Raw genomic sequence first — 19,368 nt, 5'->3', positions numbered from 1 at the left:
GTTTTCCAACACCTGCGTAAATATACTAACTACAGCCATAATTTCTCTCTGGCCGCGCTAGTGTTTTTCTGCAATACCCCTATATAACCCAGCGAACTAAATACACATCACTTCGATTGAGCTACCTATAGAAGGCTTTAATTCAAATACTATTTCCACTCAACGTTCATCTTTAACGTGGCTAGATTAAGGTCAAGATACCTGCTGAGTGGAAATAATATTTTTGCGCCTTTATGACGCAGAAAAGCAGGCATCCATTAGGACAACCTGCTTCTCGCTCTGCTTTTTCTAAATCAGAGAGAAATTAGCTTCTTGGGCAAATTTCATCATCAGAGAAGAAGTAAGCAATTTCACGCTCTGCAGACGCTAGTGCATCTGAACCGTGAACTGCATTCGCATCAATTGAATCTGCGAAGTCACGACGGATAGTGCCTTCAGCTGCTTCTTTAGGGTTAGTCGCACCCATAAGATCTCGGTTAGCTAGAACAGCATTTTCGCCTTCTAGAACCTGAACCATAACAGGACCAGACGTCATAAACGCAACAAGATCAGCAAAGAAAGGACGCTCTTTATGTTCAGCGTAAAAGCCTTCTGCTTTTTCTTGAGAAAGGTGCAACATTTTAGAAGCAACAATTTTTAAACCTGCTTCTTCAAAACGGCTGTAGATTTTACCGATAACATTTTTAGCAACAGCATCAGGCTTAACAATTGAAAAAGTACGTTCGATCGCCATTCAAATTCTCCAAATTAATTTAAAATAAGTTTTAACCCAACTCCATTAAGAGAACTTAAGGCGGGTTCACTATAAACGCGCGAATTATACGCGCATTGAGCTTAAAATAATACTGCTTCCGAACGCCGCAGCCATAAGTAATTACCACCCACTCACAGTGCAATTCCCCATGCATGCTGCCGACCTACCGACGCAAAAAATCATTCCTTCCAGGTACCTGAAATTTCTCTTAATTTTTGAACCTTTTCACCAATAACGTCTAACGCCCGATCAACATCTTCTTCAGAGGTGTATCGACCTAGTGAAATTCGGATTGAAGCATGAGCCAATTCATCACTAACACCAATCCCTTTCAATACATACGAAGGGTCAAGACTAGCCGATGCGCACGCAGAGCCTGAAGATACCGCAATATCCTTTAACGCCAACATCAAAGACTCTCCATCCACCCCCTCAAATGCAACATTGAGATTACTCGATACTCGACACTCTAGATCGCCATTCACGCTAACGCCTCCTAGTGTTTTTAGTCCCGACCACAACTTTTCTCGCAGCAAGCTGATTCGCTTGCATTCGTCAGCCATACTCTCTTTTGCAATGCGAAACGCCTCCCCCATACCCACAATCTGATGGGTAGGCAAAGTACCTGAACGCATCCCCCTTTCATGCCCCCCACCATGTATCTGGGACTGCAAGCTAACATTGGGTTGACGCCTAACAAAAAGAGCACCAACTCCTTTTGGGCCATAAAGCTTATGCGCAGAAAAAGACATAAAATCAACGTTGACCTTTTGTAAATCAATGCCTATTTTTCCTGCACTTTGGGCTGCATCCACATGAAACAACACCCCCGCCTCTTTAGTGATCTCACCTATCGTTTCAATATCAGTAATAACGCCAATTTCGTTATTAACATGCATCAGCGTGACAAGAACAGTCTCTTTTTTAAGTGCCGCCTTAACGTGCTCAGGCCTAATCAGTCCGTCCACCCCTGGTTTTAAGTAGGTGACGTCGAAGCCTTCAGTTTCTAGATAAGCACAGCTATCAAGCACAGCTTTATGTTCAATAGACGACGTAATAATATGCCTACCTTGATCTCTATACGCCTCCGCAACACCTTTAATAGCCAAATTATCAGACTCTGTTGCGCCAGAAGTCCAAACAATCTCACGAGGGTCGCAATTAATCAACGAAGCCACTTGTTTTCTGGCGTTTTCAACCGCCGACTCCGCCTGCCAGCCATAAATATGAGAACGAGAAGCCGGATTACCAAAGACCCCGCCCATCGTTAAACAGTTCATCATTTTTTCTGCTACGCGCACATCAACGGGGGTTGTAGCAGCGTAATCGAGGTAAATAGGCGAGCTCATATAGCGGGAAGTCCAAACAGTTAATTAACAAAACAGATATTTTAATGCACTGCTAGCGTAGAAACAACGAGAGGTCATTTTTGAAAACGAAAGCTAGTGGGTTAAAATTAAAGGTAAAACGAAGTAAATAGACGCTTATGATCCCGTAGGAATAATATTGCCATGCGTTAAATTCTGACGGTTAGAGATAGCTTGCACATCTCTTTTTTTCATTAAGTCGCCTAAGCTAATACCACTTAAAAATTCATGTATTTGCAGACTCAAATCGGACCACAAGTGATGAGTGAGGCACTTCTCACCGTTTTGGCAGTCACCCTTTTGTTTGCATTTAGTGGTATCAATTGATTCATTGACCGCATCAACAATCTGCGCAATATAAATTTGAGACTCATGCCCGCCTAAGCAGTAACCACCGCCAGGCCCTCTTACACTTTTGACCAACTCAGACTTTCGGAGCTTTGCGAATAGCTGCTCAAGATAGGATAACGAAATACCTTGTCGCGCTGAAATATCAGAGAGACTAACAGGACCATTACCAGAATGTAGTGCCAAATCCAGCATAGCTGTTACAGCATATCGTCCTTTCGTTGTTAATCTCATTTAATACCCAACTATTTAAAACAATTTTAGCCACCTAGGAAAATTATCCTTTAACCAAGTAAAGCAGTCAAGTATTAGCGCGCTTAGCTAATGATAAGTGAGCCCCCAAAAACAAAAACCTCACCCCAAGAACATTACTGATCTTCATCCCTTACACCTTTAAAATCTTCATCATTTAAAGCGGGCATATCACCTTTTTGATATTTAGAATCAAGAGTCTGAAGCGTTTTGCACATAACTTCCATTTTTTCATCAACCGCATGCATATGATCTAAAATACTTCGTATAGAGCGTGCAACCGGATCAGGCATTTCTTCACTCACGCCATAAGCATCAAAGCCAATTTTCTCAGCCATCTTCTTGCGACGGTCTTCATCTCTCGGAGTGGCAACGATAATCCGCCCTGGAATACCCACTACTGTGGCACCTTCTGGTACCTGTTTCGTCACGACAGCATTAGAGCCAATTTTAGCATTATCACCCACCGTAAATGGGCCCAACACCTTAGCGCCTGCACCCACCACCACATGATTCCCTAACGTAGGATGTCGTTTTCCTTTATTCCATGACGTTCCACCCAAGGTAACACCTTGATATAGCGTTACATCATCACCAATAATAGTGGTTTCACCAATGACAACTCCCATGCCGTGATCAATAAAAAATCGACGACCTATTTGCGCACCAGGATGAATTTCAATCCCTGTCAGCCAACGACTAAACGTTGATACAATTCTAGCCAACCATAACAACCCATTATTCCATAGGCCATGCGCTAAACGATGAAATAAGAGCGCATGAAGCCCAGGATAATTAGTCAGTACCTCAAATGTATTACGCGCAGCAGGATCTCGCTCAAATACGCTTTTTATATCCTCTTTAATCCCATTAAACATGACTATCTACCATTTAAAATTCAAATCAATTAGAGCTTGCCAACAAACAAAAACATGAGAATAAAAAGTCTAACACTTATCTTTGATAGCCTTCAAAACCGTATTTAAGAAACCCCTCATGATATTCACTTCAATCTTATCCATTCGACTTCGCTGAAATAAACGCCTAAGCCGGGGTATTAATTGTCGAGGGTTTTCAGGGTCAAAGAATTCAGTTTTGATCATCACCGCTTCCAAATGCCCAATTAATCCTTCAACCTCATCGGAGGTTGCCAACGCTTCATCCCATCCGTCATTCTCAGGTGACAACGTTGGTGCCGCTTGAGTAGCGTCGCCTAAGCCAGAATATAACAAATAGTCCATTCTTAGCTCATACGCGACAACTTGCAATGCCATCGCGACATTCAACGAACCATAATCAGGGTTAGTGGGTATATGTACATGGTAGTTACAACGCTGTAACTCATCATTGGTCAGCCCCCTGTCTTCCCGCCCAAACACAATGGCTACTTTGTTTTGGTTCTCTTGATCACTACCAGTCTTTGGCAGTAAAGCAAACTCACGCACTTTTTTGGCACAATCTCTTGGATTCATGACTGGCCAGGGTATTTTACGCCCGCGGGCACTCGCACCAACAACCGCCACACACCCTTCCAGCGCCTCATCAAAGGTTTCAACAACTTTCGCGTCAGCCAAAATATCTTTGGCGCCCGCAGCACGTCTTTCGGCCACAATATCAGGAAATGACTTAGGTGAAACTAGACACAATTCACCCAACCCCATATTTTTCATAGCACGCGCTACTGCTCCGATATTCCCTGGGTGGGAGGTATACATCATTACAATGCGGACATTGCTATACATTGATCATTCCTATTTTTTGTTAATGTGAGCTTATTTAAAGACAAATAATACATCTGCAACCGACTGGAAAGAAAACACTTTTACAGATTAATTTAAACAAAGCAGATAAACGATGAATTTAAATAGTGAGACTGAATAAAATTTGCTATTATATCAGCCCTAATTTATCACCTCGACAGACAGAATTCATATCATGCAACCTGTAATCAACATTGCACTTAGAGCCGCCCGTCAAGCAAACGAATATATTCTTCAAACTCTCGACAAGCAACCTGTGAGTTTTTCAGACCCGGAGGCTTGTGCAAAACAGATCAGCAATCTTGAGAATACCGTTTATCGCGTATTTTTTGATGCCCTTAAAAAAGCATACCCTGCCCACCATATTGGAGAGCCAGGCGAGCCGATATCTAGCGAACACGAAAACAGCTGGAGCATATCGCTCATCCACAGCCCTGAAAATATGTTAAGAAACCTACCTTTTACTGGCTATTCAATCACCTGTCAGCAAAAAGGAAAGATTGAGCACGCACTCTTTATTAATCCTATTACAGATGACGAGTTCTCTGCTAGTAGAGGTCACGGAGCCGTATTAAACGGTAAAAGAATCCGTGCATCCGACATCAGAAATTTAGGCCAATCACTTATCACAAGTAACTTACTTGAAAATACGCGTAAGATGGATAACCCTCACGTCGGGATGGACCTTACATCTGATCTTATTCAAGCAACCTTCAGCATTAGAGCGACAGGCTGTGAAGCCGCCGACCTAGCCTATGTAGCAGCAGGACAACTTGATGCCGCCATATTAACCGATGTTGATATGAGCGAACTTCCAGCTGTACTGCTTATCTGCCAAGAAGCCGGCGTACTGACAGGCGACTTTAAAGGTACACCTACAACAGCAGGTACTAAGCGAATTATTGCCGCTAATTCAAAGCTGTTTAAATCGTTGACGCAAAAAGTTCACAACTATAACGCTAGATTCTAAACGCCATCATTGTAAGCGGTATCAATTACTGATTCGCTTACAGTTATGACAGGCAATAAAAAAGGCGGAATATCCGCCTTTTTTATTGCCTGTCTCTTATCTATCTACATTAAGATCTATGGCAGCTCTTCTAACTCTTCACCTTCTACTTCTTCTTTAACCGGTGCAATGAGATCTTCTCTCGACACACCTAGCGCTAACAAGACATTACCGGCCACGTATATAGAAGAGTATGTTCCCACTAAAACACCAATCAACAATGCTTTAGAGAAACCATTAATCATCTCACCACCAAATAGATACAAAGCAATCAACACTAACACAGTCGTTAATGAGGTTACGATGGTTCTAGATAAAGTCTGGTTAAGAGAGACGTTAATAATTTCTTCAGATGTACCTTTACGCATCTTCCTAAAGTTTTCTCTTACCCTATCGGCCACTACAATAGTATCGTTTAGTGAGTAACCGATAACCGCCAAAAGCGCTGCAAGAACAGTCAGGTCAAAATCCCACGACAGAAGCGAAAACAACCCCAAGGTGATAATGACATCGTGCGCTAGCGCAACAACCGCACCCAGCGAGAATTTAAGTTGAAAGCGCATGGCAACATAAACCATGACCACACCTAACGCAAACAGCAAGCCTAAGCCACCCTGCTCGCGCAATTCTTCACCAACCTGCGCACCAACGAACTCAGCACGTTTTAATTGTACATCAACTCCGTCAGCCTTTAATACAGCAATAACCTCTTCACCTACTGTATCGCTAAAGCCTTGAGCCAGTCGCACTAACACTGCAGTGTCTGCTCCGAAGTTCTGAACGGTTAACTTCTCATACCCTGCAGACGTTAACTGTTCACGAACTTCATTTAAGTTAGGTGCCGTTTTGTATTCAACCTCAACTAGCGTACCACCGGTAAAATCGAGACCAAACACTAGGCCTTTAAACGCTAAAGAACCTAACGATATCACCACAAATATTATTGAAATGGCCGCCGCAATTTTGCGCTTACCCATAAAGTCGATTTGCTTACTTACATTACTCATTCGAAACTCCTATTCCCTAATCAAATCGACAGTGTTTTAACGTTACGATTACCGTAAATCAGGTTAACAATCGCCCTGGTTACGACAATAGCAGTAAACATCGATGTCAATATGCCTATCGACAAGGTAACCGCAAAGCCTTTAACCGGCCCAGTCCCCACTGCAAAAAGAATAAGCGCCACTAACAAGGTGGTAATGTTCGCATCAAATATAGTAACGAATGCGCGACTATAACCCGCATGAATAGCAGATTGGGCAGGAAGCCCATTAGCCAATTCTTCCCTTATTCGTGCAAAAATCAGCACGTTGGCATCTACCGCCATACCAACCGTTAATACAATACCTGCAATACCCGGTAACGTAAGGGTTGCGGATAGTATCGACATAAAGGCTAACAGTAAGACCATATTCACAGCCAAAGCAATATTCGCAACGACGCCAAATACTCTGTAGTAGACCAGCATAAACAATAACACCAAACCAAAGCCTAGCTGAACAGACAACACACCCGCGTCTATGTTCTGCTGCCCCAAACTTGGTCCAACCGTTCGCTCTTCTACAAAGTACATGGGAGCAGCAAGCGAACCCGCTCTTAGTAGCAGCGCTAACTCAGATGATTCAGCAACCGAGTCTAGACCGGTAATTCTGAAGCTAGCACCAAATGCACTTTGAATGGTCGCCAAGCTTATAATACTGCGAACTTCTTTATTCTTTCTTTCAATAACTTCTACACCATCAACCATTCTTTTAATGGTCTTGCCTTTTTGTTCAATAAACACAACGGCCATACGGCGCTTAATGGAGTTACGTGTGACACGCCCCATCATTGAACCACCCGTGCTATCGAGTGTTATATTAACCTGCGGCGTACCATTCTCATCGAACGTTGCAGACGCGTTAGAAACACTATTACCCGTAACAATAACATCTCTTTCAAGTAGCGCAGTTCGGCTCGGATTACTTCTAAACTCAAACTCATCACTGGTTGCACGACCTGCATCAGGTTTCGCTTCTAACCTAAATTCTAAGTTAGCAGTAGCACCTAAAATTCGCTTAGCGGCAACAGTATCCTGCACGCCCGGCAACTCAACCACAATTCGGTTTCTACCCTGACGCTGCACTAATGGCTCAGCAACGCCCAACTCATTTACACGATTTCTCAGTGTTGTAAGATTCTGCTTAACCGCATAATCTTCAATTTCTTTAATCTTAGCTTCACTTAGCGTTAGGTAAATATAGTAATAATTACCCTCATCATCATCGCGTCTCTGAAACTCAAGGTACTCACTCTTGATTAAAGACGTCGCCTTGCTGCGCTCTTCATCTTTGCTGAACTTGAGCAACAACGAGAGATCGCCTTCAACAGATACTCCGCGATACCGAATCTTTTCTTCGCGAAGCTTGGTTTTAATTTCGCTTGCATAAACATCAAGACGTTGCGTTAATGCTTTTTCCATGTCCACTTCTAGCAAAAAGTGAACACCGCCACGCAAGTCTAGCCCTAGTTTCATTGGACCTGCACCCATTGAGGTTAACCAATCAGGCGTTGTAGGCGCTAAGTTTAGTGCAGCAATATAATTATCACCCAGTGCGGCCTGAATAATAGGCTTAGCTGCTAATTGATCATCGCCAGAGTCAAAACGTAACATGGCATTTTTATCAGCCACTTCAGCATCTCGATACGCTATTCCAGCGCTATCGAGTGCACGCTCAGCACGCTTAACTATCTGATCATCTATGATGGTTGAGCTACGTGAACCACTTATTTGTAGTGCGTAATCATCTGGGTATAAGTTTGGCAACGCGTAAACGACACCCAAACCAATAGCCACAAGAATTAGGATGTTTTTCCAGAGAGGATACCTATTGAGCATGGTCTGCCCTATTCCTTTTTATTGTCGTAAGAATAATTAAATAAAAAAACGCCCCTAAGAAAAGGGGCGATATAATTAAATGTCTTTTAATGTGCCTTTTGGCAATGCTGCAGATACAGCCGCTTTTTGGACTTTAATTTCTACGTTGTCAGCAATCTCAATTGCAACAAAATCATCCTTAACGTCTCTAATTTTACCTGCGATACCGCCACCAATAATAACCTCATCACCCTTACTTAGGCCACCGATCAGGTCACGATGCTCTTTTGCTCGCTTAGACTGAGGTCTCCACATTAAGAAGTAGAATATCAATATGAAGCCAGCAAAGAAGATTAACTGGCCAATCGCGCCCATACCTTCAGGTGCAGGTGCTTCAGCCAACGCAATTGCAGGGAACATCGCAACTAAAAGAGCGGCTATTTTTGAGAATTTAAAACCCATCTACATTTTCTCCAACATTTAAATTAAAAAACACTAAAAAAATCAAGGCAAAGGAGGCACTTCAGCGCCTCGCAGAGCGTAAAATTCTGTAATAAAGTCGCACAATGTACCTTGTTCAATAGCCTTACGCAATCCACTCATCAAATTCTGGTAATAACGTAGGTTATGAATGGTATTGAGTTGTGCGCCAAGCATCTCACCACACTTATCTAAATGATGGAGATACGAGCGGCTAAAGTTAGTACAGGTATAACAATCACAGGTACTATCAAGGGTTTCTGGGTCACTACGGTGCTTTGCATTTCGTATCTTGATGACACCTTCAGCGGTAAATAAGTGGCCATTACGAGCGTTGCGGGTCGGCATTACGCAATCAAACATATCGACCCCACGACGTACCGCCTCCACGATATCCTCTGGCTTACCAACCCCCATTAAATAACGCGGTTTATCTGCAGGCATATCTTCCGTTAACCCATCCAATACACCCATCATTTCATCTTTAGGCTCACCGACTGATAAACCGCCAATCGCATATCCGTCAAACCCGATATCGGTCAACCCTTTCAAGGACTCCTGACGTAAATTATCGTGCATGCCACCCTGAATAATACCGAACAGTGCCGATTCGCTATCACCGTGTGCATCTTTACTTCGCTTTGCCCAACGCAAAGACAATTCCATCGAACTGCGTGCAGTCGCTTCGTCTGCAGGGTAAGGCGTACACTCATCAAATATCATGACGATATCCGAACCCAAATCACGCTGAACCTCCATCGATCGTTCTGGCGTTAACTCAACCGGAGAACCGTTAATAGGCGACTGAAACTTAACGCCTTGTTCAGTTATTTTACGAAGCTCACCTAAACTGAAGACCTGAAAGCCGCCTGAGTCTGTCAAAATCGGGCCATCCCACTGCATGAAGTCATGCAAATCGCCATGAGCTTTAACGACGTCCGTGCCAGGTCTGAGCATCAAGTGGAAGGTATTACCCAGAATAATATGTGCACCAATTTCTTTTATATCTTTCGGTGTCATCGCCTTGACTGTACCGTAAGTACCTACAGGCATAAATGCAGGCGTCTCAACAGTTCCTCTCGGAAACGTAAGCCGGCCACGTCGGGCTTTACCTTCTTTGCCCGTGACTTCAAAATTCATAAAACATTGCCTGGTCAATTTAAACTCCTGCTTCGGCTGGCTTGCTATTAATCTTAGGGGTGATGAACATTGCATCACCATAACTAAAAAATCGATACTGCTCTTTTACTGCCTGCTCATAAGCCTTCATGACATTTACATGCCCTGCAAAAGCAGAGACCAGCATAATCAACGTTGATTCTGGCAAATGAAAATTAGTCACCAAGGCGTCGACCGATTTGAAGTGATAGCCTGGGTAGATAAAAATATCTGAATCACCCTTAAACTCCGCTAATTCGCCTGATTGACTCGCCGACTCAAGGCTTCTAAGGCTTGTAGTGCCAACAGCGACCACTCGACCACCTGCCGCCCTTATTTGCTTAACCTTATCAACCACCGCCTGCTCAACTTCAATATATTCTGAATGCATGTGGTGATCTTCGATTTTATCGACTTTTACGGGCTGAAAGGTACCCGCCCCTACATGCAATGTTACATAAGCTGTCTCAACACCTTTTTCATGTAAAGCCGCTATAAATGCTTCATCAAAATGAAGCCCCGCGGTAGGCGCCGCAACAGCACCTTCCTTTGCGGCATAAACGGTCTGATAACGCTCACGATCTGACAACACATCTTCACGATCGATATAAGGCGGTAACGGCATATGCCCTAGCTGATTGAGCACGTCAATCACACCAGACTCTTCAGGGAAACCAAGGTGAAACAAAGCCCCTTCACGCCCGAGCATATCAACCTTACGCCCGTCCTCTAAAACGAGTTTACTACCCGGCTTTGGCGACTTGCTTGATCTAACGTGCGCCAACACCTCGTTTTGGTTAAGCACACGCTCAACCAAAATTTCAATTTTTCCACCGCTTTCTTTTTTACCGAATAAACGTGCAGGAATTACGCGTGTGTTATTAAATACCAGTAAGTCCCCTTTATTCAGTTTATTGAGCAAATCAGTAAATTGGCCATGCTCTAGGCCGCCATTCTCGCCGTCCAACGACAACAAACGACTCGCCGTCCTCTGCTCGGTTGGGAAACGCGCAATTAACTCATCGGGAAGATCAAAATGGAAATCAGAAACTTGCATATACAATAACACTGCAACATATAAAAACGGGCGCACAGTTTAACGGAAATGTTTGATGGTTTCTATCAAGCCGTTCATCATAAGGCTAATATTGCAGTGACTTTGAGGCCGCTGGCCTTAGCAGCTTGGCCACTTCTTTTTTAATGACCTTTATATGTGCATTACTAAAACCTGAATGCTGCACATAAACAACCCCATCTGGCCCCACTATAAAGAAAGTAGGCATAGCCAATATCTGATAGTTATGTTGTGTCCTTCCACCTGTATTTTCATCGAGAACAGGAAAGCTCACAGGGTATTCTGTTAAAAACTTAAAGGCTTCTTCTTTTTCCATATCTACATTAATCGCGAAAATCTCAAATGCATCTTCGCTATATTCTTGATGTAACTGTGTTCTAAGCTTCTCATATGCAGGGAAAGACGCCCGACAAGGCCCACACCAAGACGCCCAAAAATCAACTAACACCACCTTTCCCTTATGGTCAGAAAGTTTAACGAGGTCTTTAGTAAACATATTAGGCAAAGAAAAGTCAGGCGCTACATCACCTTCAACCGCATGGCTCGTAGACGCCATTATTGTAAGCGTGATTAACACCTGAATGAATCGCATCTTAGTGTTTATTCCTAATTTCATAACACACCTTAGCTAAGCCAGCCTAATTAGATAAACTCACTTTTTATTTAATCGCCAATCATACTCAAGATACGCTATTGAGATATCCCCTCTTTTGAGTTTTTCTACGTCACTCTTCGCCAAATGGATGGCGTTTGAATAGCGCACAAAAAACGCTTCAAGCGCGTCAATGCCATTCCAGCCTTTTTCAAAGTCTTCTTGATACCACTTAAAAATTGAAGACACCTGCAACTCATCTCCAGACAATCGATTACGTGTATTATCCGCAAGAAATAAACGCGTTTGCTCGTCTAATTGTGCTTGCAACTTTTCTGCAGTGTAAGCCTCAGCCCTTAATGCCGGACAACCAATACTGGCGCAATTAACAGCAAAATGAATACGCGGATCGTTATATCGGCCAGACCCTCTTATTAGGTCATGTTCAACCTCATCTAAACTCAGATTTTTATTAAACGCCGAAATAAACGTCTTCTTCCAAGGAGACCTAAAAAAGCTACCGAGCTCTTTTATCGACGCTAAGTTCGGATATTCTGTCAAAATTAATTCGATCGTTGCGGCATTATAAAGATTTATAAGTATCGCTAATTGTGAATTAGCTGTTTTAGCATCAAAGTCTTGCTGAGTGATGCCTGCCAAGCTATCTAAATAACGCTGAAGCAAAACGTGGTCTTTTTGAAAACCTGCGTAATCGACCTGTGTTACTGATCCATTTTTTATCACGACGACATGTTTTTTTAACAACGTATCCCACAATTGGTGATCAAGGGGCTGTGCAGCCAGTACACACGACCCCAACGAAAAAACCAATACAAAAAAATAGCTCAATTTATTATTCATGACCCTCTTCTCCATGTATGGTATTTCTCTAAGAAACGAAGGGCCGCTTCTGGTGCGTGCGCTTTTTTCCACTCGCCCGCTGCATACTTATTTGCTTCTGCCCACGTTGGGTAGGTATGAATAGTGCCAAGTATCTTATTAAGTCCCAAGCCATGACGCATAGCAAACACAAACTCGGCCAACAAATCGCCTGCATGCTCACCAACTAAGGTCACACCCAAAATTTTATCTTTACCAGGCACCGTCAAAACTTTCACAAAACCATGCGCAGCACTTTCAGCAATCGCTCGATCAAGATCATCGATACCGTATTTCGTCACTTCATACGCAATACCCTGCTCTTTGGCTTCTTGTTCATTGAAGCCAACACGGGCCACTTCTGGGTCAACAAATGTCGCCCAGGGGATAACACTGTAATCTGCTTTAAACTTTTTAAACTGCCCAAATAAGGCGTTTACCGCGGCATACCAAGCCTGATGAGCGGCAGTATGGGTAAATTGGAATGGCCCAGCCACATCTCCTGCGGCATAAATATTTGGATACAAGGTTTCGAGGTATTCATTGGTGATGACCGTTCGATTAGTTTCGATCCCCAATGTTTCAAGTCCGTAGCCGGTCAAACGTGCTACCCGCCCGACAGCACAGAGTAAATCATCATATTCAATTCGCTGCTCAACCCCTTGATGCTCAACCACAATAAACTTTGCACCACTCTCTTGCTCACAGCGCAATGCCGAATGTGCTGTTAACACTCGAACACCATCACGTTCTAAACTCGCTTTGGCCAGCTCAGAGACCTCTTGATCTTCTCTGGCCATAATGCGCTCACCGCGCTCAATTTGAATCACCTCGCTACCTAAGCGCGCAAAGCTTTGTGATAACTCACATCCAATTGGGCCGCCACCTAATACGACTAATCGCTTGGGAATCTCATCTCGCTTGGCAAACTCATCCCATAGGGTATCGCTGGTCACATAACCCGACGCTTCAATTCCCGGTAACGGTGGAATAAAGGGGCTGGCACCCGCAGCGATGACAATACTGCGTGACGTTAACCGTTGGGTACCGCCATCATTTAATGCAACTTCAACAGTCCATGGGTCAATCAGCTTGGCATAGCCTTGTAATACTTCGACGCCCAAGCCGGTATAACGCTCTACGCTATCATGTGGCTCTACTTCAGCAATGACGTTATGAATTCGCTGCATGACTTTTTTAAATGAGAATTCAGGCTGAACATTTCTAAGTCCATAGTTTTCAGCGTTCTGCATTTTCTTGGCTAACTTGGCACTTTTTATTAAGGCTTTACTCGGGACACAACCGTAATTTAAACAATCGCCCCCCATTTTATGGGCCTCGATTAAGGTCACTTTTGCTTTTACTGCCGCCGCAATATAAGAAGACACTAAACCACCTGCTCCGGCACCAATCACAATTAAGTTACGGTCGAACGTTGAGGGCTTTGTCCATTTTTCATACACTCGTTTTGCTTGAAAGATAGCAATAATCTTTTTGGCTATTAAAGGGAAAATACCGAGCAAAACAAAAGAGAATAGCAACGCAGGCGATAAAATCCCCGACAAGCTATCGATTTGCGCTAACTGAGTACCAGCATTGACGTAAACAATGGTTCCGGCCAACATACCAATCTGACTAACCCAATAAAAGGTAGCCGCTTTAATGGGGGTTAACCCCATGAGCAAGTTGATCAGAAAGAAAGGGAAAACAGGCACTAAACGAAGCGTAAACAAATAAAAAGCACCTTCTTTTTCGATGCCTTCATTAATGGCTTTTAACCGATCACCAAATTTGGTTTGTATCGTTTCTTGCAAAAAGTAGCGTGACGCTAAAAAGGCTAACGTCGCGCCCATCGAACTGGCAAAAGAGACTATGACCGTACCCCAGAGTACGCCAAATAAAGCGCCTGCGGCTAATGTCATCACCGCTGCACCCGGCAATGAAAGCGCGGTCACTAAAACATAAACAGTTAAAAAACCGAAGGCGACCAAAAGCGGCGACTCTGATCGCCACACTTCAAAATCACTCAAGCCATTCTTTAAGCCGTCTAATGTCAGTAGGCTCTGAAGGTCATAACTAAAAAATAAAACAATAACGACCGCGATTAAACCTAGAATTATGCCTTTTTTCATCTTTATAACCTTATCAAAGGACCAATGAGCTTCAGTGTAACTGCTACTTTAACCCAACACACAAATAAAACGGTGGATGTTAACGAAATTTAAGCTTCAAACGAAAAAATTTTCTTAATGCATCGCTTACACTGCTCCGCGATAAAATTCATACAACGGTTTCAATGTCGACATTACTTACACAAGTGATCGACTTATAGAAAGCCAAAAAATAATAACCACAATAGATCAACGCCTTATTCTTTCTGGCATATTGATTGCCTTTTAGTAGCCCGAGAGATTCATCTCACAATTACGTTAATCGCCAAACCTTTCGCAAGAAGGGGACGGAAAGCCACGGGCCTAAATAATAACAAAGGCAGCCGGGTTACAAGAAGGAGCATAACTATGATTTATCGATTAATTAGCAGCGCTCTCATTTCAATAGCCTTGAGTTTTAGTGCGAGCACATTTGCAATGCCCACACTAGATTTTGACGTTGATGGCGCAGGTTCATCTGTAGACTCAAGCGGCATTACTTTGTGTTCGGGTTGTACAACCAACCTTACACTTGCGTCTGGTTTAGATAGCGAAATATTTAGTTTAGCCGCCGGCGATAGTTACACCTTTGATTTTTTTAACGCTGACCTTTATGGTCCTGCGTCCGGTTGGGGTGCCATCGGTGGGGTAGTCGAAGCGACACTCGCCTTTTCTTCTCCTGGTGCAGTTGATGCAAGCGGAACCGGACTTGGCGGAGCTGCTTGGGCTTGGGTGTTTGGCTGGGGCGGTGTGGGAGGATTGACCTTCGACCTTTCAGGACAACCTAGCGACATCACCTTAGGTGACGGCTCAATATTTGGTGTTGAGTTTTCTGCGGTAAGCGATTCTTGCGGTGGAAAAGGTTGTACATTATCTCAAACAATACAAGCGACCATAACCGCTAAAAACGTTGTTGCTTCCGTTCCAGAGCCTTCTACAATTGCTCTAATGTGCCTTGGTTTAATGGGGTTAACGTTAACTCGAAACAACACTAAAGCCTAGGCTTTAGTGTTTGTAGGTCGGACTCGCAGCCGACCTACAAACCCGCTACCTTTAGCCTAATGCGCTAACCAACTCCAATACCTGTTGGCGAGCGTTGTCTAAAGACTTCTCTTTAGACGCCTCCCCCAAATTCAAACCTTCTGCATAAATAAACTGCACATTTTTTAAACCAATAAATGCTAAAAATGTCTTCATGTACTCTGTTTGTGTGTCTGCAGGCATTCCTTGATAAACCCCTCCTCTCGCCGCAAGAATGTAAACAGGCTTATCGTCTAATAAACCTACAGGTCCGTTTTCGGTATATTTGAAAGACACACCCGCTCGTGCCAAGTGATCAAAGTACGACTTCAAGACCGATGGAATACCAAAGTTATACATAGGCAATGCAAAAACAATGGCTGATGCGTTTTGAATGTCAGCTAACAACTCATCTGCCTCTGCCACAATAGCGGCCTCACCTTCAGAGCGTTGGTCAGCCGGTGTAACCAGTGCCTTGAACCGCTCACCGTCTAAATGGGGTAATGGGTTTTTTGATAAGTCGAGTGTCTTTACTTCTGTATCAGGTTTTTTCTCAATAAGTTTTGAAACAAAGAAATCTGCTAACTGAGTCGACTGGCCCTGATCGTTTGAAAGACTGCTATTAATTTGAAGTAATTTACTCATACAACTCACCTTAATAAATCTATTTGTTTAAAGTATGGCGCTATTTAATCAGGTTAATTATTAGAAATAAATTAGATAAAATAGGTTTATTTATTCTAAAAAACAGAATAGTTTCATTAACATCCAAACAAACATTCGATGTAAACAAGTCACCTCAATCGAGTCCGAACAAAAATTTTAGTGTACCTGCGCGCTAGCTTGTTACGTTCTAACTTGTTATCGCGTTAAAAAAAGATAAGCTTTAAAGACTATTAAGTGTTGCGCTAAAAATTAGGTTTTAATAGCAACAGCCTGAGAATAAAAGCCAACTTAGCAAAGAAAGCATAAAAAATCGCCACTTTAATTCTAACGTATAGAATCAAGGAAAATATCAATGGCCTATTTATTATCGACCAAGCAGAAAGATCTCGACGGCTTTTGTGTCCGCCGAATATTGCCTAACGCCAAAAAAAGAATGATCGGCCCTTTTATCTTTATCGATCATATGGGGCCAGCAGACTTCAGCGCAGGAGAAGGTATTGATGTTCGACCTCACCCTCACATTGGCTTATCTACTATTACCTATTTAATGGAAGGCAGCTTGCTGCACCGCGACAGCCTTGGGAATAATTTGGAAATTCTCCCCGGTGACGTAAACTGGATGACAGCGGGTAAAGGGATTGTGCATTCTGAGCGCGAAACCATCGAAGTAAAAGCCGGTAAACACAAGCTAGACGGGATGCAATGCTGGATGGCATTACCCAAAGAGATGGCTGAAATAACCCCTAGCTTCACTCATATTAAATGTGCATGCTTGCCCCATTACATGCACGACGGCGTATTGAAACGCCTTATTGCAGGTGAAGCTCACGGCTGAACATCCCCCATCAAAACATACTCACCTATGTTTTATCTTGATGTGTTGGCAAAGCCTGAAAAAGACATTGATCGTCCGAACCCAAGCCAAGAATGTATGGTCTATGTGTTAGAGGGCTCTATTGAGCTAGGCGGACAAACGTATCAAGGAGGCGATGTCATCATTTTAGAAAATGAACAGTGTATGACGTCAAAAAGCCATTGCCGACTGCTCATGCTAGGCGGCGAGACTTGGCCAGAAGTACCTTTTATTGAGTGGAATTTTGTTAGCTTTGATAAAGCCCGGATAGAACAGGCCAAAGAAGACTGGCGCGAGCAACGCTTTCCTAAAATCCCAGGGGATGACAACGAACATACTCCACTACCCTAAAAGGAATAATCTATTTTGCAAAAAACCACGCTAGAACAGTGGCGCATGTTTAAAGCCGTCGTCGATGAAGGCGGCTTTAATCAAGCAGCTGGTAAAATTCATAAAAGCACCTCAAGTATTCACCATGCAGTAAATAAACTCGAAGACTCTCTCGGAGTTAAATTACTAGTAGTAGAAGGGCGAAAAACATCAATCACAGACATCGGTAAAGTCCTATTGCGCCGAGCCCACTATTTGCTTGATGAGGTTAGCCGAATTGAAGCCGTGGCAGACTCCCTAAGCTTAGGTGTTGAGACAGAGTTAAGAATAGCGGTTGATGGCGCCTTCCCTCAATGCATAATTTTTCAAGCACTAGAAAAAGTTTCGGCACTTTATCCTCAGGTTAATGTCGATATTATTGATACCGTTCTTTCGGGCACTAATGAGCTAATTATGGACAGCAAAGCTGACATTGGCTTATCGCCTATCCCGATGAAAAACGGCCTTAACGAAGAGCTTTGTCTAATTAATTTCGTGGGGGTCGCCCATAAAAACCACCCACTAAACCTGCTTGGTCGTTCAGTTAGCAAAGAAGATCTGAAATCCTACCGACAAATAATAGTTAGAGACTCAGCCAGTCAAAATAAAACAGATGCAGGCTGGTTGGGTGCAGAACAACGCTGGACCGTTAGCCATTTACGCGCCTCAATAGAGCTAATAGAGCAAAACCTAGGTTACGCCTGGCTACCCTCTCACAGCGTGAGCGACTCACTGACTAACGGCACACTTAAACACCTTGCACTCAATGAAGGCAGCAAGCGGAGTGTAAGTTTCTACTTAAACTACCTCGACAAAGATCGTATAGGCCCTGCTGCACGTGAATTTATGGGTGAGCTACGTCTATTAACGCTGGATATGCCCACATCTGACACCCACTAGACCAACAGCCATAAGTTCATTCTATTTTATAGAATAAACTGCACCATTTATTGATATTTTTAATCTACATATGCTCCGCTATTATCATCCCATAACTAACGAGGGGAACTATATGTACTACTTTAGATATGGTAATGAACGTGGCAGAGCAAATTTTGGCTGGCTCGACAGCAAGCATTCTTTCTCTTTTGGCCGTTATTATGACCCTAAACACATGGGCTTCTCGGCGCTACGAGTAATCAATGACGACACCGTTAAACCCGGTGCTGGCTTTGACACTCACGGCCATCGAGATATGGAAATTATCTCATATGTGCTATCAGGCTCTATTGAACATAAAGACAGCATGGGTAAACAATATGTTGTTCCGGCTGGTGATATTCAGCGCATGAGTGCAGGAACAGGCGTCACTCACTCTGAGTTTAATCATTCAAAAAATGACTCTTTGCGTTTTTTGCAGATATGGATTCAGCCAAACAAAAAAGGGACCACCCCAAGCTACGAACAAAAAACAGTCGAACAGAAGGGGTCTTTAACGCCACTAGTAACCCCTAACGGCCGCGACGGATCGTTGTCGATGCAGCAAGATGCCAGCCTATACAGGGTTCAGCTTAAAGCGGGAGAAACGCTTCAGCTAGATGCCCAAAAGCGACCTGGCTATCTTCATGTTATTGAAGGTTCAGTCGATATTAACGGCAACATACTAAAAACCGATGATGCTCTAGGTGTAACGGCAGAATGCTTGAACCTAAGCGCACTGACCGACCTAACCGCTCTATGGTTTGACTTGCCAGTGCTAGAAGAATATTAAGCATAAAGCCTAAGTAACGCTAAAAATGCCTACAGGCTATTGAAGTCGCTACTTAGTTTTGACTT

General features: G+C 43.3%; 20 protein-coding genes and 1 riboswitch. Of the genes, 6 read left to right on the top strand and 14 right to left on the bottom strand.

Going from position 1 to position 19,368, the window contains the following annotated elements:
• Positions 1–304: 304 nt before the first annotated feature.
• The 5 genes from ndk to NKI27_RS08225 form a co-directional block, all read right to left on the bottom strand.
• Positions 305–733, bottom strand: a complete 429-nt coding sequence (ndk, locus tag NKI27_RS08245; RefSeq protein WP_265049186.1) for a nucleoside-diphosphate kinase — start codon at positions 731–733, stop codon at positions 305–307.
• Positions 734–933: 200 nt separating this feature from the next.
• Positions 934–2,103, bottom strand: coding sequence for an IscS subfamily cysteine desulfurase (locus NKI27_RS08240; RefSeq protein ID WP_265049185.1), 1,170 nt, complete (start codon positions 2,101–2,103; stop codon positions 934–936).
• 135 nt (positions 2,104–2,238) lie between these two features.
• Entirely contained in the window at positions 2,239–2,703 is a 465-nt protein-coding gene (gene iscR, locus NKI27_RS08235) for a Fe-S cluster assembly transcriptional regulator IscR (RefSeq protein ID WP_265049184.1), read from the bottom strand.
• Between the two features lie 134 nt (positions 2,704–2,837).
• On the bottom strand, positions 2,838–3,599 hold the full coding sequence (cysE, locus tag NKI27_RS08230) for a serine O-acetyltransferase (protein ID WP_265049183.1): 762 nt from the start codon (positions 3,597–3,599) through the stop codon (positions 2,838–2,840).
• 69 nt (positions 3,600–3,668) lie between these two features.
• A complete protein-coding gene (locus NKI27_RS08225; protein WP_265049182.1) occupies positions 3,669–4,463 on the bottom strand; it encodes an RNA methyltransferase in 795 nt (264 codons plus the stop codon).
• 193 nt (positions 4,464–4,656) lie between these two features.
• Here NKI27_RS08225 and NKI27_RS08220 point away from each other — a divergent pair, with 193 nt between their 5' ends.
• Positions 4,657–5,451 carry an inositol monophosphatase family protein gene (locus NKI27_RS08220; RefSeq protein ID WP_265049181.1) on the top strand — a complete coding sequence of 265 codons (795 nt, stop codon included), beginning with the start codon at positions 4,657–4,659 and terminating at the stop codon, positions 5,449–5,451.
• A 116-nt stretch (positions 5,452–5,567) separates the two neighbouring features.
• Here NKI27_RS08220 and secF read toward each other — a convergent pair whose 3' ends face one another.
• From secF to NKI27_RS08180, 8 genes are all read right to left on the bottom strand, one after another.
• Positions 5,568–6,497, bottom strand: coding sequence for a protein translocase subunit SecF (gene secF / locus NKI27_RS08215; RefSeq protein ID WP_265049180.1), 930 nt, complete (start codon positions 6,495–6,497; stop codon positions 5,568–5,570).
• A 20-nt stretch (positions 6,498–6,517) separates the two neighbouring features.
• On the bottom strand, positions 6,518–8,371 hold the full coding sequence (gene secD / locus NKI27_RS08210; RefSeq protein ID WP_265049179.1) for a protein translocase subunit SecD: 1,854 nt from the start codon (positions 8,369–8,371) through the stop codon (positions 6,518–6,520).
• 75 nt (positions 8,372–8,446) lie between these two features.
• Positions 8,447–8,812 (bottom strand): preprotein translocase subunit YajC, encoded by a 366-nt coding sequence (yajC, locus tag NKI27_RS08205; protein ID WP_265049178.1) that lies wholly within the window; start codon positions 8,810–8,812, stop codon positions 8,447–8,449.
• 42 nt (positions 8,813–8,854) lie between these two features.
• A complete protein-coding gene (gene tgt, locus NKI27_RS08200; RefSeq protein ID WP_320109450.1) occupies positions 8,855–9,970 on the bottom strand; it encodes a tRNA guanosine(34) transglycosylase Tgt in 1,116 nt (371 codons plus the stop codon).
• A gap of 19 nt (positions 9,971–9,989) precedes the next feature.
• The gene (gene queA, locus NKI27_RS08195; protein ID WP_265049176.1) at positions 9,990–11,045 is read right to left on the bottom strand and encodes a tRNA preQ1(34) S-adenosylmethionine ribosyltransferase-isomerase QueA; all 1,056 of its coding nucleotides are present in this window, start codon (positions 11,043–11,045) and stop codon (positions 9,990–9,992) included.
• A gap of 85 nt (positions 11,046–11,130) precedes the next feature.
• On the bottom strand, positions 11,131–11,679 hold the full coding sequence (locus NKI27_RS08190; protein WP_320109449.1) for a TlpA family protein disulfide reductase: 549 nt from the start codon (positions 11,677–11,679) through the stop codon (positions 11,131–11,133).
• 36 nt (positions 11,680–11,715) lie between these two features.
• Complete coding sequence (locus tag NKI27_RS08185; RefSeq protein WP_265049175.1) at positions 11,716–12,516, bottom strand: DUF547 domain-containing protein; 801 nt, start codon at positions 12,514–12,516, stop codon at positions 11,716–11,718.
• The gene (locus NKI27_RS08180) at positions 12,513–14,666 is read right to left on the bottom strand and encodes an FAD-dependent oxidoreductase (protein ID WP_265049174.1); all 2,154 of its coding nucleotides are present in this window, start codon (positions 14,664–14,666) and stop codon (positions 12,513–12,515) included. The genes NKI27_RS08185 and NKI27_RS08180 overlap by 4 nt, the downstream gene beginning before the upstream one ends.
• Before the next feature lie 293 nt (positions 14,667–14,959).
• Positions 14,960–15,041: riboswitch (cyclic di-GMP riboswitch) on the top strand.
• A 12-nt stretch (positions 15,042–15,053) separates the two neighbouring features.
• Between NKI27_RS08180 and NKI27_RS08175 the strand changes: the two genes are divergently transcribed.
• Positions 15,054–15,686 (top strand): PEP-CTERM sorting domain-containing protein, encoded by a 633-nt coding sequence (locus NKI27_RS08175; protein ID WP_265049173.1) that lies wholly within the window; start codon positions 15,054–15,056, stop codon positions 15,684–15,686.
• Positions 15,687–15,737: 51 nt separating this feature from the next.
• On the opposite strand, the gene NKI27_RS08170 is transcribed toward NKI27_RS08175, so the two are convergent.
• Complete coding sequence (locus NKI27_RS08170) at positions 15,738–16,349, bottom strand: FMN-dependent NADH-azoreductase (protein ID WP_265049172.1); 612 nt, start codon at positions 16,347–16,349, stop codon at positions 15,738–15,740.
• A gap of 373 nt (positions 16,350–16,722) precedes the next feature.
• On the opposite strand from NKI27_RS08170, the gene NKI27_RS08165 reads away from it, so the two are divergent.
• From NKI27_RS08165 to NKI27_RS08150, 4 genes are all read left to right on the top strand, one after another.
• On the top strand, positions 16,723–17,205 hold the full coding sequence (locus NKI27_RS08165) for a pirin family protein (RefSeq protein ID WP_265049171.1): 483 nt from the start codon (positions 16,723–16,725) through the stop codon (positions 17,203–17,205).
• Between the two features lie 27 nt (positions 17,206–17,232).
• A complete protein-coding gene (locus NKI27_RS08160) occupies positions 17,233–17,574 on the top strand; it encodes a pirin-like C-terminal cupin domain-containing protein (protein WP_265049170.1) in 342 nt (113 codons plus the stop codon).
• A gap of 15 nt (positions 17,575–17,589) precedes the next feature.
• Positions 17,590–18,492 (top strand): LysR family transcriptional regulator, encoded by a 903-nt coding sequence (locus NKI27_RS08155; protein WP_265049169.1) that lies wholly within the window; start codon positions 17,590–17,592, stop codon positions 18,490–18,492.
• Between the two features lie 112 nt (positions 18,493–18,604).
• Positions 18,605–19,303 carry a pirin family protein gene (locus tag NKI27_RS08150; protein ID WP_265049168.1) on the top strand — a complete coding sequence of 233 codons (699 nt, stop codon included), beginning with the start codon at positions 18,605–18,607 and terminating at the stop codon, positions 19,301–19,303.
• Positions 19,304–19,368 lie beyond the last annotated feature (65 nt).

Origin of the sequence: Alkalimarinus alittae (assembly GCF_026016465.1) — a bacterium.
GTDB classification, from domain to species: Bacteria; Pseudomonadota; Gammaproteobacteria; order Pseudomonadales; family Oleiphilaceae; genus Alkalimarinus; species Alkalimarinus alittae.
Note: the sequence above shows the minus strand (reverse complement) of the source record. Positions and strands in the feature narration are given on the sequence as shown.

What these genes read in the sequence shown, in the direction of transcription:
- ndk (WP_265049186.1), bottom strand. Translation starts at nt 733, where the DNA reads ATGGCGATCGAACGTACTTTTTCAATTGTTAAGCCTGATGCTGTTGCT.
- NKI27_RS08240 (WP_265049185.1), bottom strand. Translation starts at nt 2,103, where the DNA reads ATGAGCTCGCCTATTTACCTCGATTACGCTGCTACAACCCCCGTTGAT.
- iscR (WP_265049184.1), bottom strand. Translation starts at nt 2,703, where the DNA reads ATGAGATTAACAACGAAAGGACGATATGCTGTAACAGCTATGCTGGAT.
- cysE (WP_265049183.1), bottom strand. Translation starts at nt 3,599, where the DNA reads ATGTTTAATGGGATTAAAGAGGATATAAAAAGCGTATTTGAGCGAGAT.
- NKI27_RS08225 (WP_265049182.1), bottom strand. Translation starts at nt 4,463, where the DNA reads ATGTATAGCAATGTCCGCATTGTAATGATGTATACCTCCCACCCAGGG.
- NKI27_RS08220 (WP_265049181.1), top strand. Translation starts at nt 4,657, where the DNA reads ATGCAACCTGTAATCAACATTGCACTTAGAGCCGCCCGTCAAGCAAAC.
- secF (WP_265049180.1), bottom strand. Translation starts at nt 6,497, where the DNA reads ATGAGTAATGTAAGTAAGCAAATCGACTTTATGGGTAAGCGCAAAATT.
- secD (WP_265049179.1), bottom strand. Translation starts at nt 8,371, where the DNA reads ATGCTCAATAGGTATCCTCTCTGGAAAAACATCCTAATTCTTGTGGCT.
- yajC (WP_265049178.1), bottom strand. Translation starts at nt 8,812, where the DNA reads ATGGGTTTTAAATTCTCAAAAATAGCCGCTCTTTTAGTTGCGATGTTC.
- tgt (WP_320109450.1), bottom strand. Translation starts at nt 9,970, where the DNA reads ATGAATTTTGAAGTCACGGGCAAAGAAGGTAAAGCCCGACGTGGCCGG.
- queA (WP_265049176.1), bottom strand. Translation starts at nt 11,045, where the DNA reads ATGCAAGTTTCTGATTTCCATTTTGATCTTCCCGATGAGTTAATTGCG.
- NKI27_RS08190 (WP_320109449.1), bottom strand. Translation starts at nt 11,679, where the DNA reads ATGAAATTAGGAATAAACACTAAGATGCGATTCATTCAGGTGTTAATC.
- NKI27_RS08185 (WP_265049175.1), bottom strand. Translation starts at nt 12,516, where the DNA reads ATGAATAATAAATTGAGCTATTTTTTTGTATTGGTTTTTTCGTTGGGG.
- NKI27_RS08180 (WP_265049174.1), bottom strand. Translation starts at nt 14,666, where the DNA reads ATGAAAAAAGGCATAATTCTAGGTTTAATCGCGGTCGTTATTGTTTTA.
- NKI27_RS08175 (WP_265049173.1), top strand. Translation starts at nt 15,054, where the DNA reads ATGATTTATCGATTAATTAGCAGCGCTCTCATTTCAATAGCCTTGAGT.
- NKI27_RS08170 (WP_265049172.1), bottom strand. Translation starts at nt 16,349, where the DNA reads ATGAGTAAATTACTTCAAATTAATAGCAGTCTTTCAAACGATCAGGGC.
- NKI27_RS08165 (WP_265049171.1), top strand. Translation starts at nt 16,723, where the DNA reads ATGGCCTATTTATTATCGACCAAGCAGAAAGATCTCGACGGCTTTTGT.
- NKI27_RS08160 (WP_265049170.1), top strand. Translation starts at nt 17,233, where the DNA reads ATGTTTTATCTTGATGTGTTGGCAAAGCCTGAAAAAGACATTGATCGT.
- NKI27_RS08150 (WP_265049168.1), top strand. Translation starts at nt 18,605, where the DNA reads ATGTACTACTTTAGATATGGTAATGAACGTGGCAGAGCAAATTTTGGC.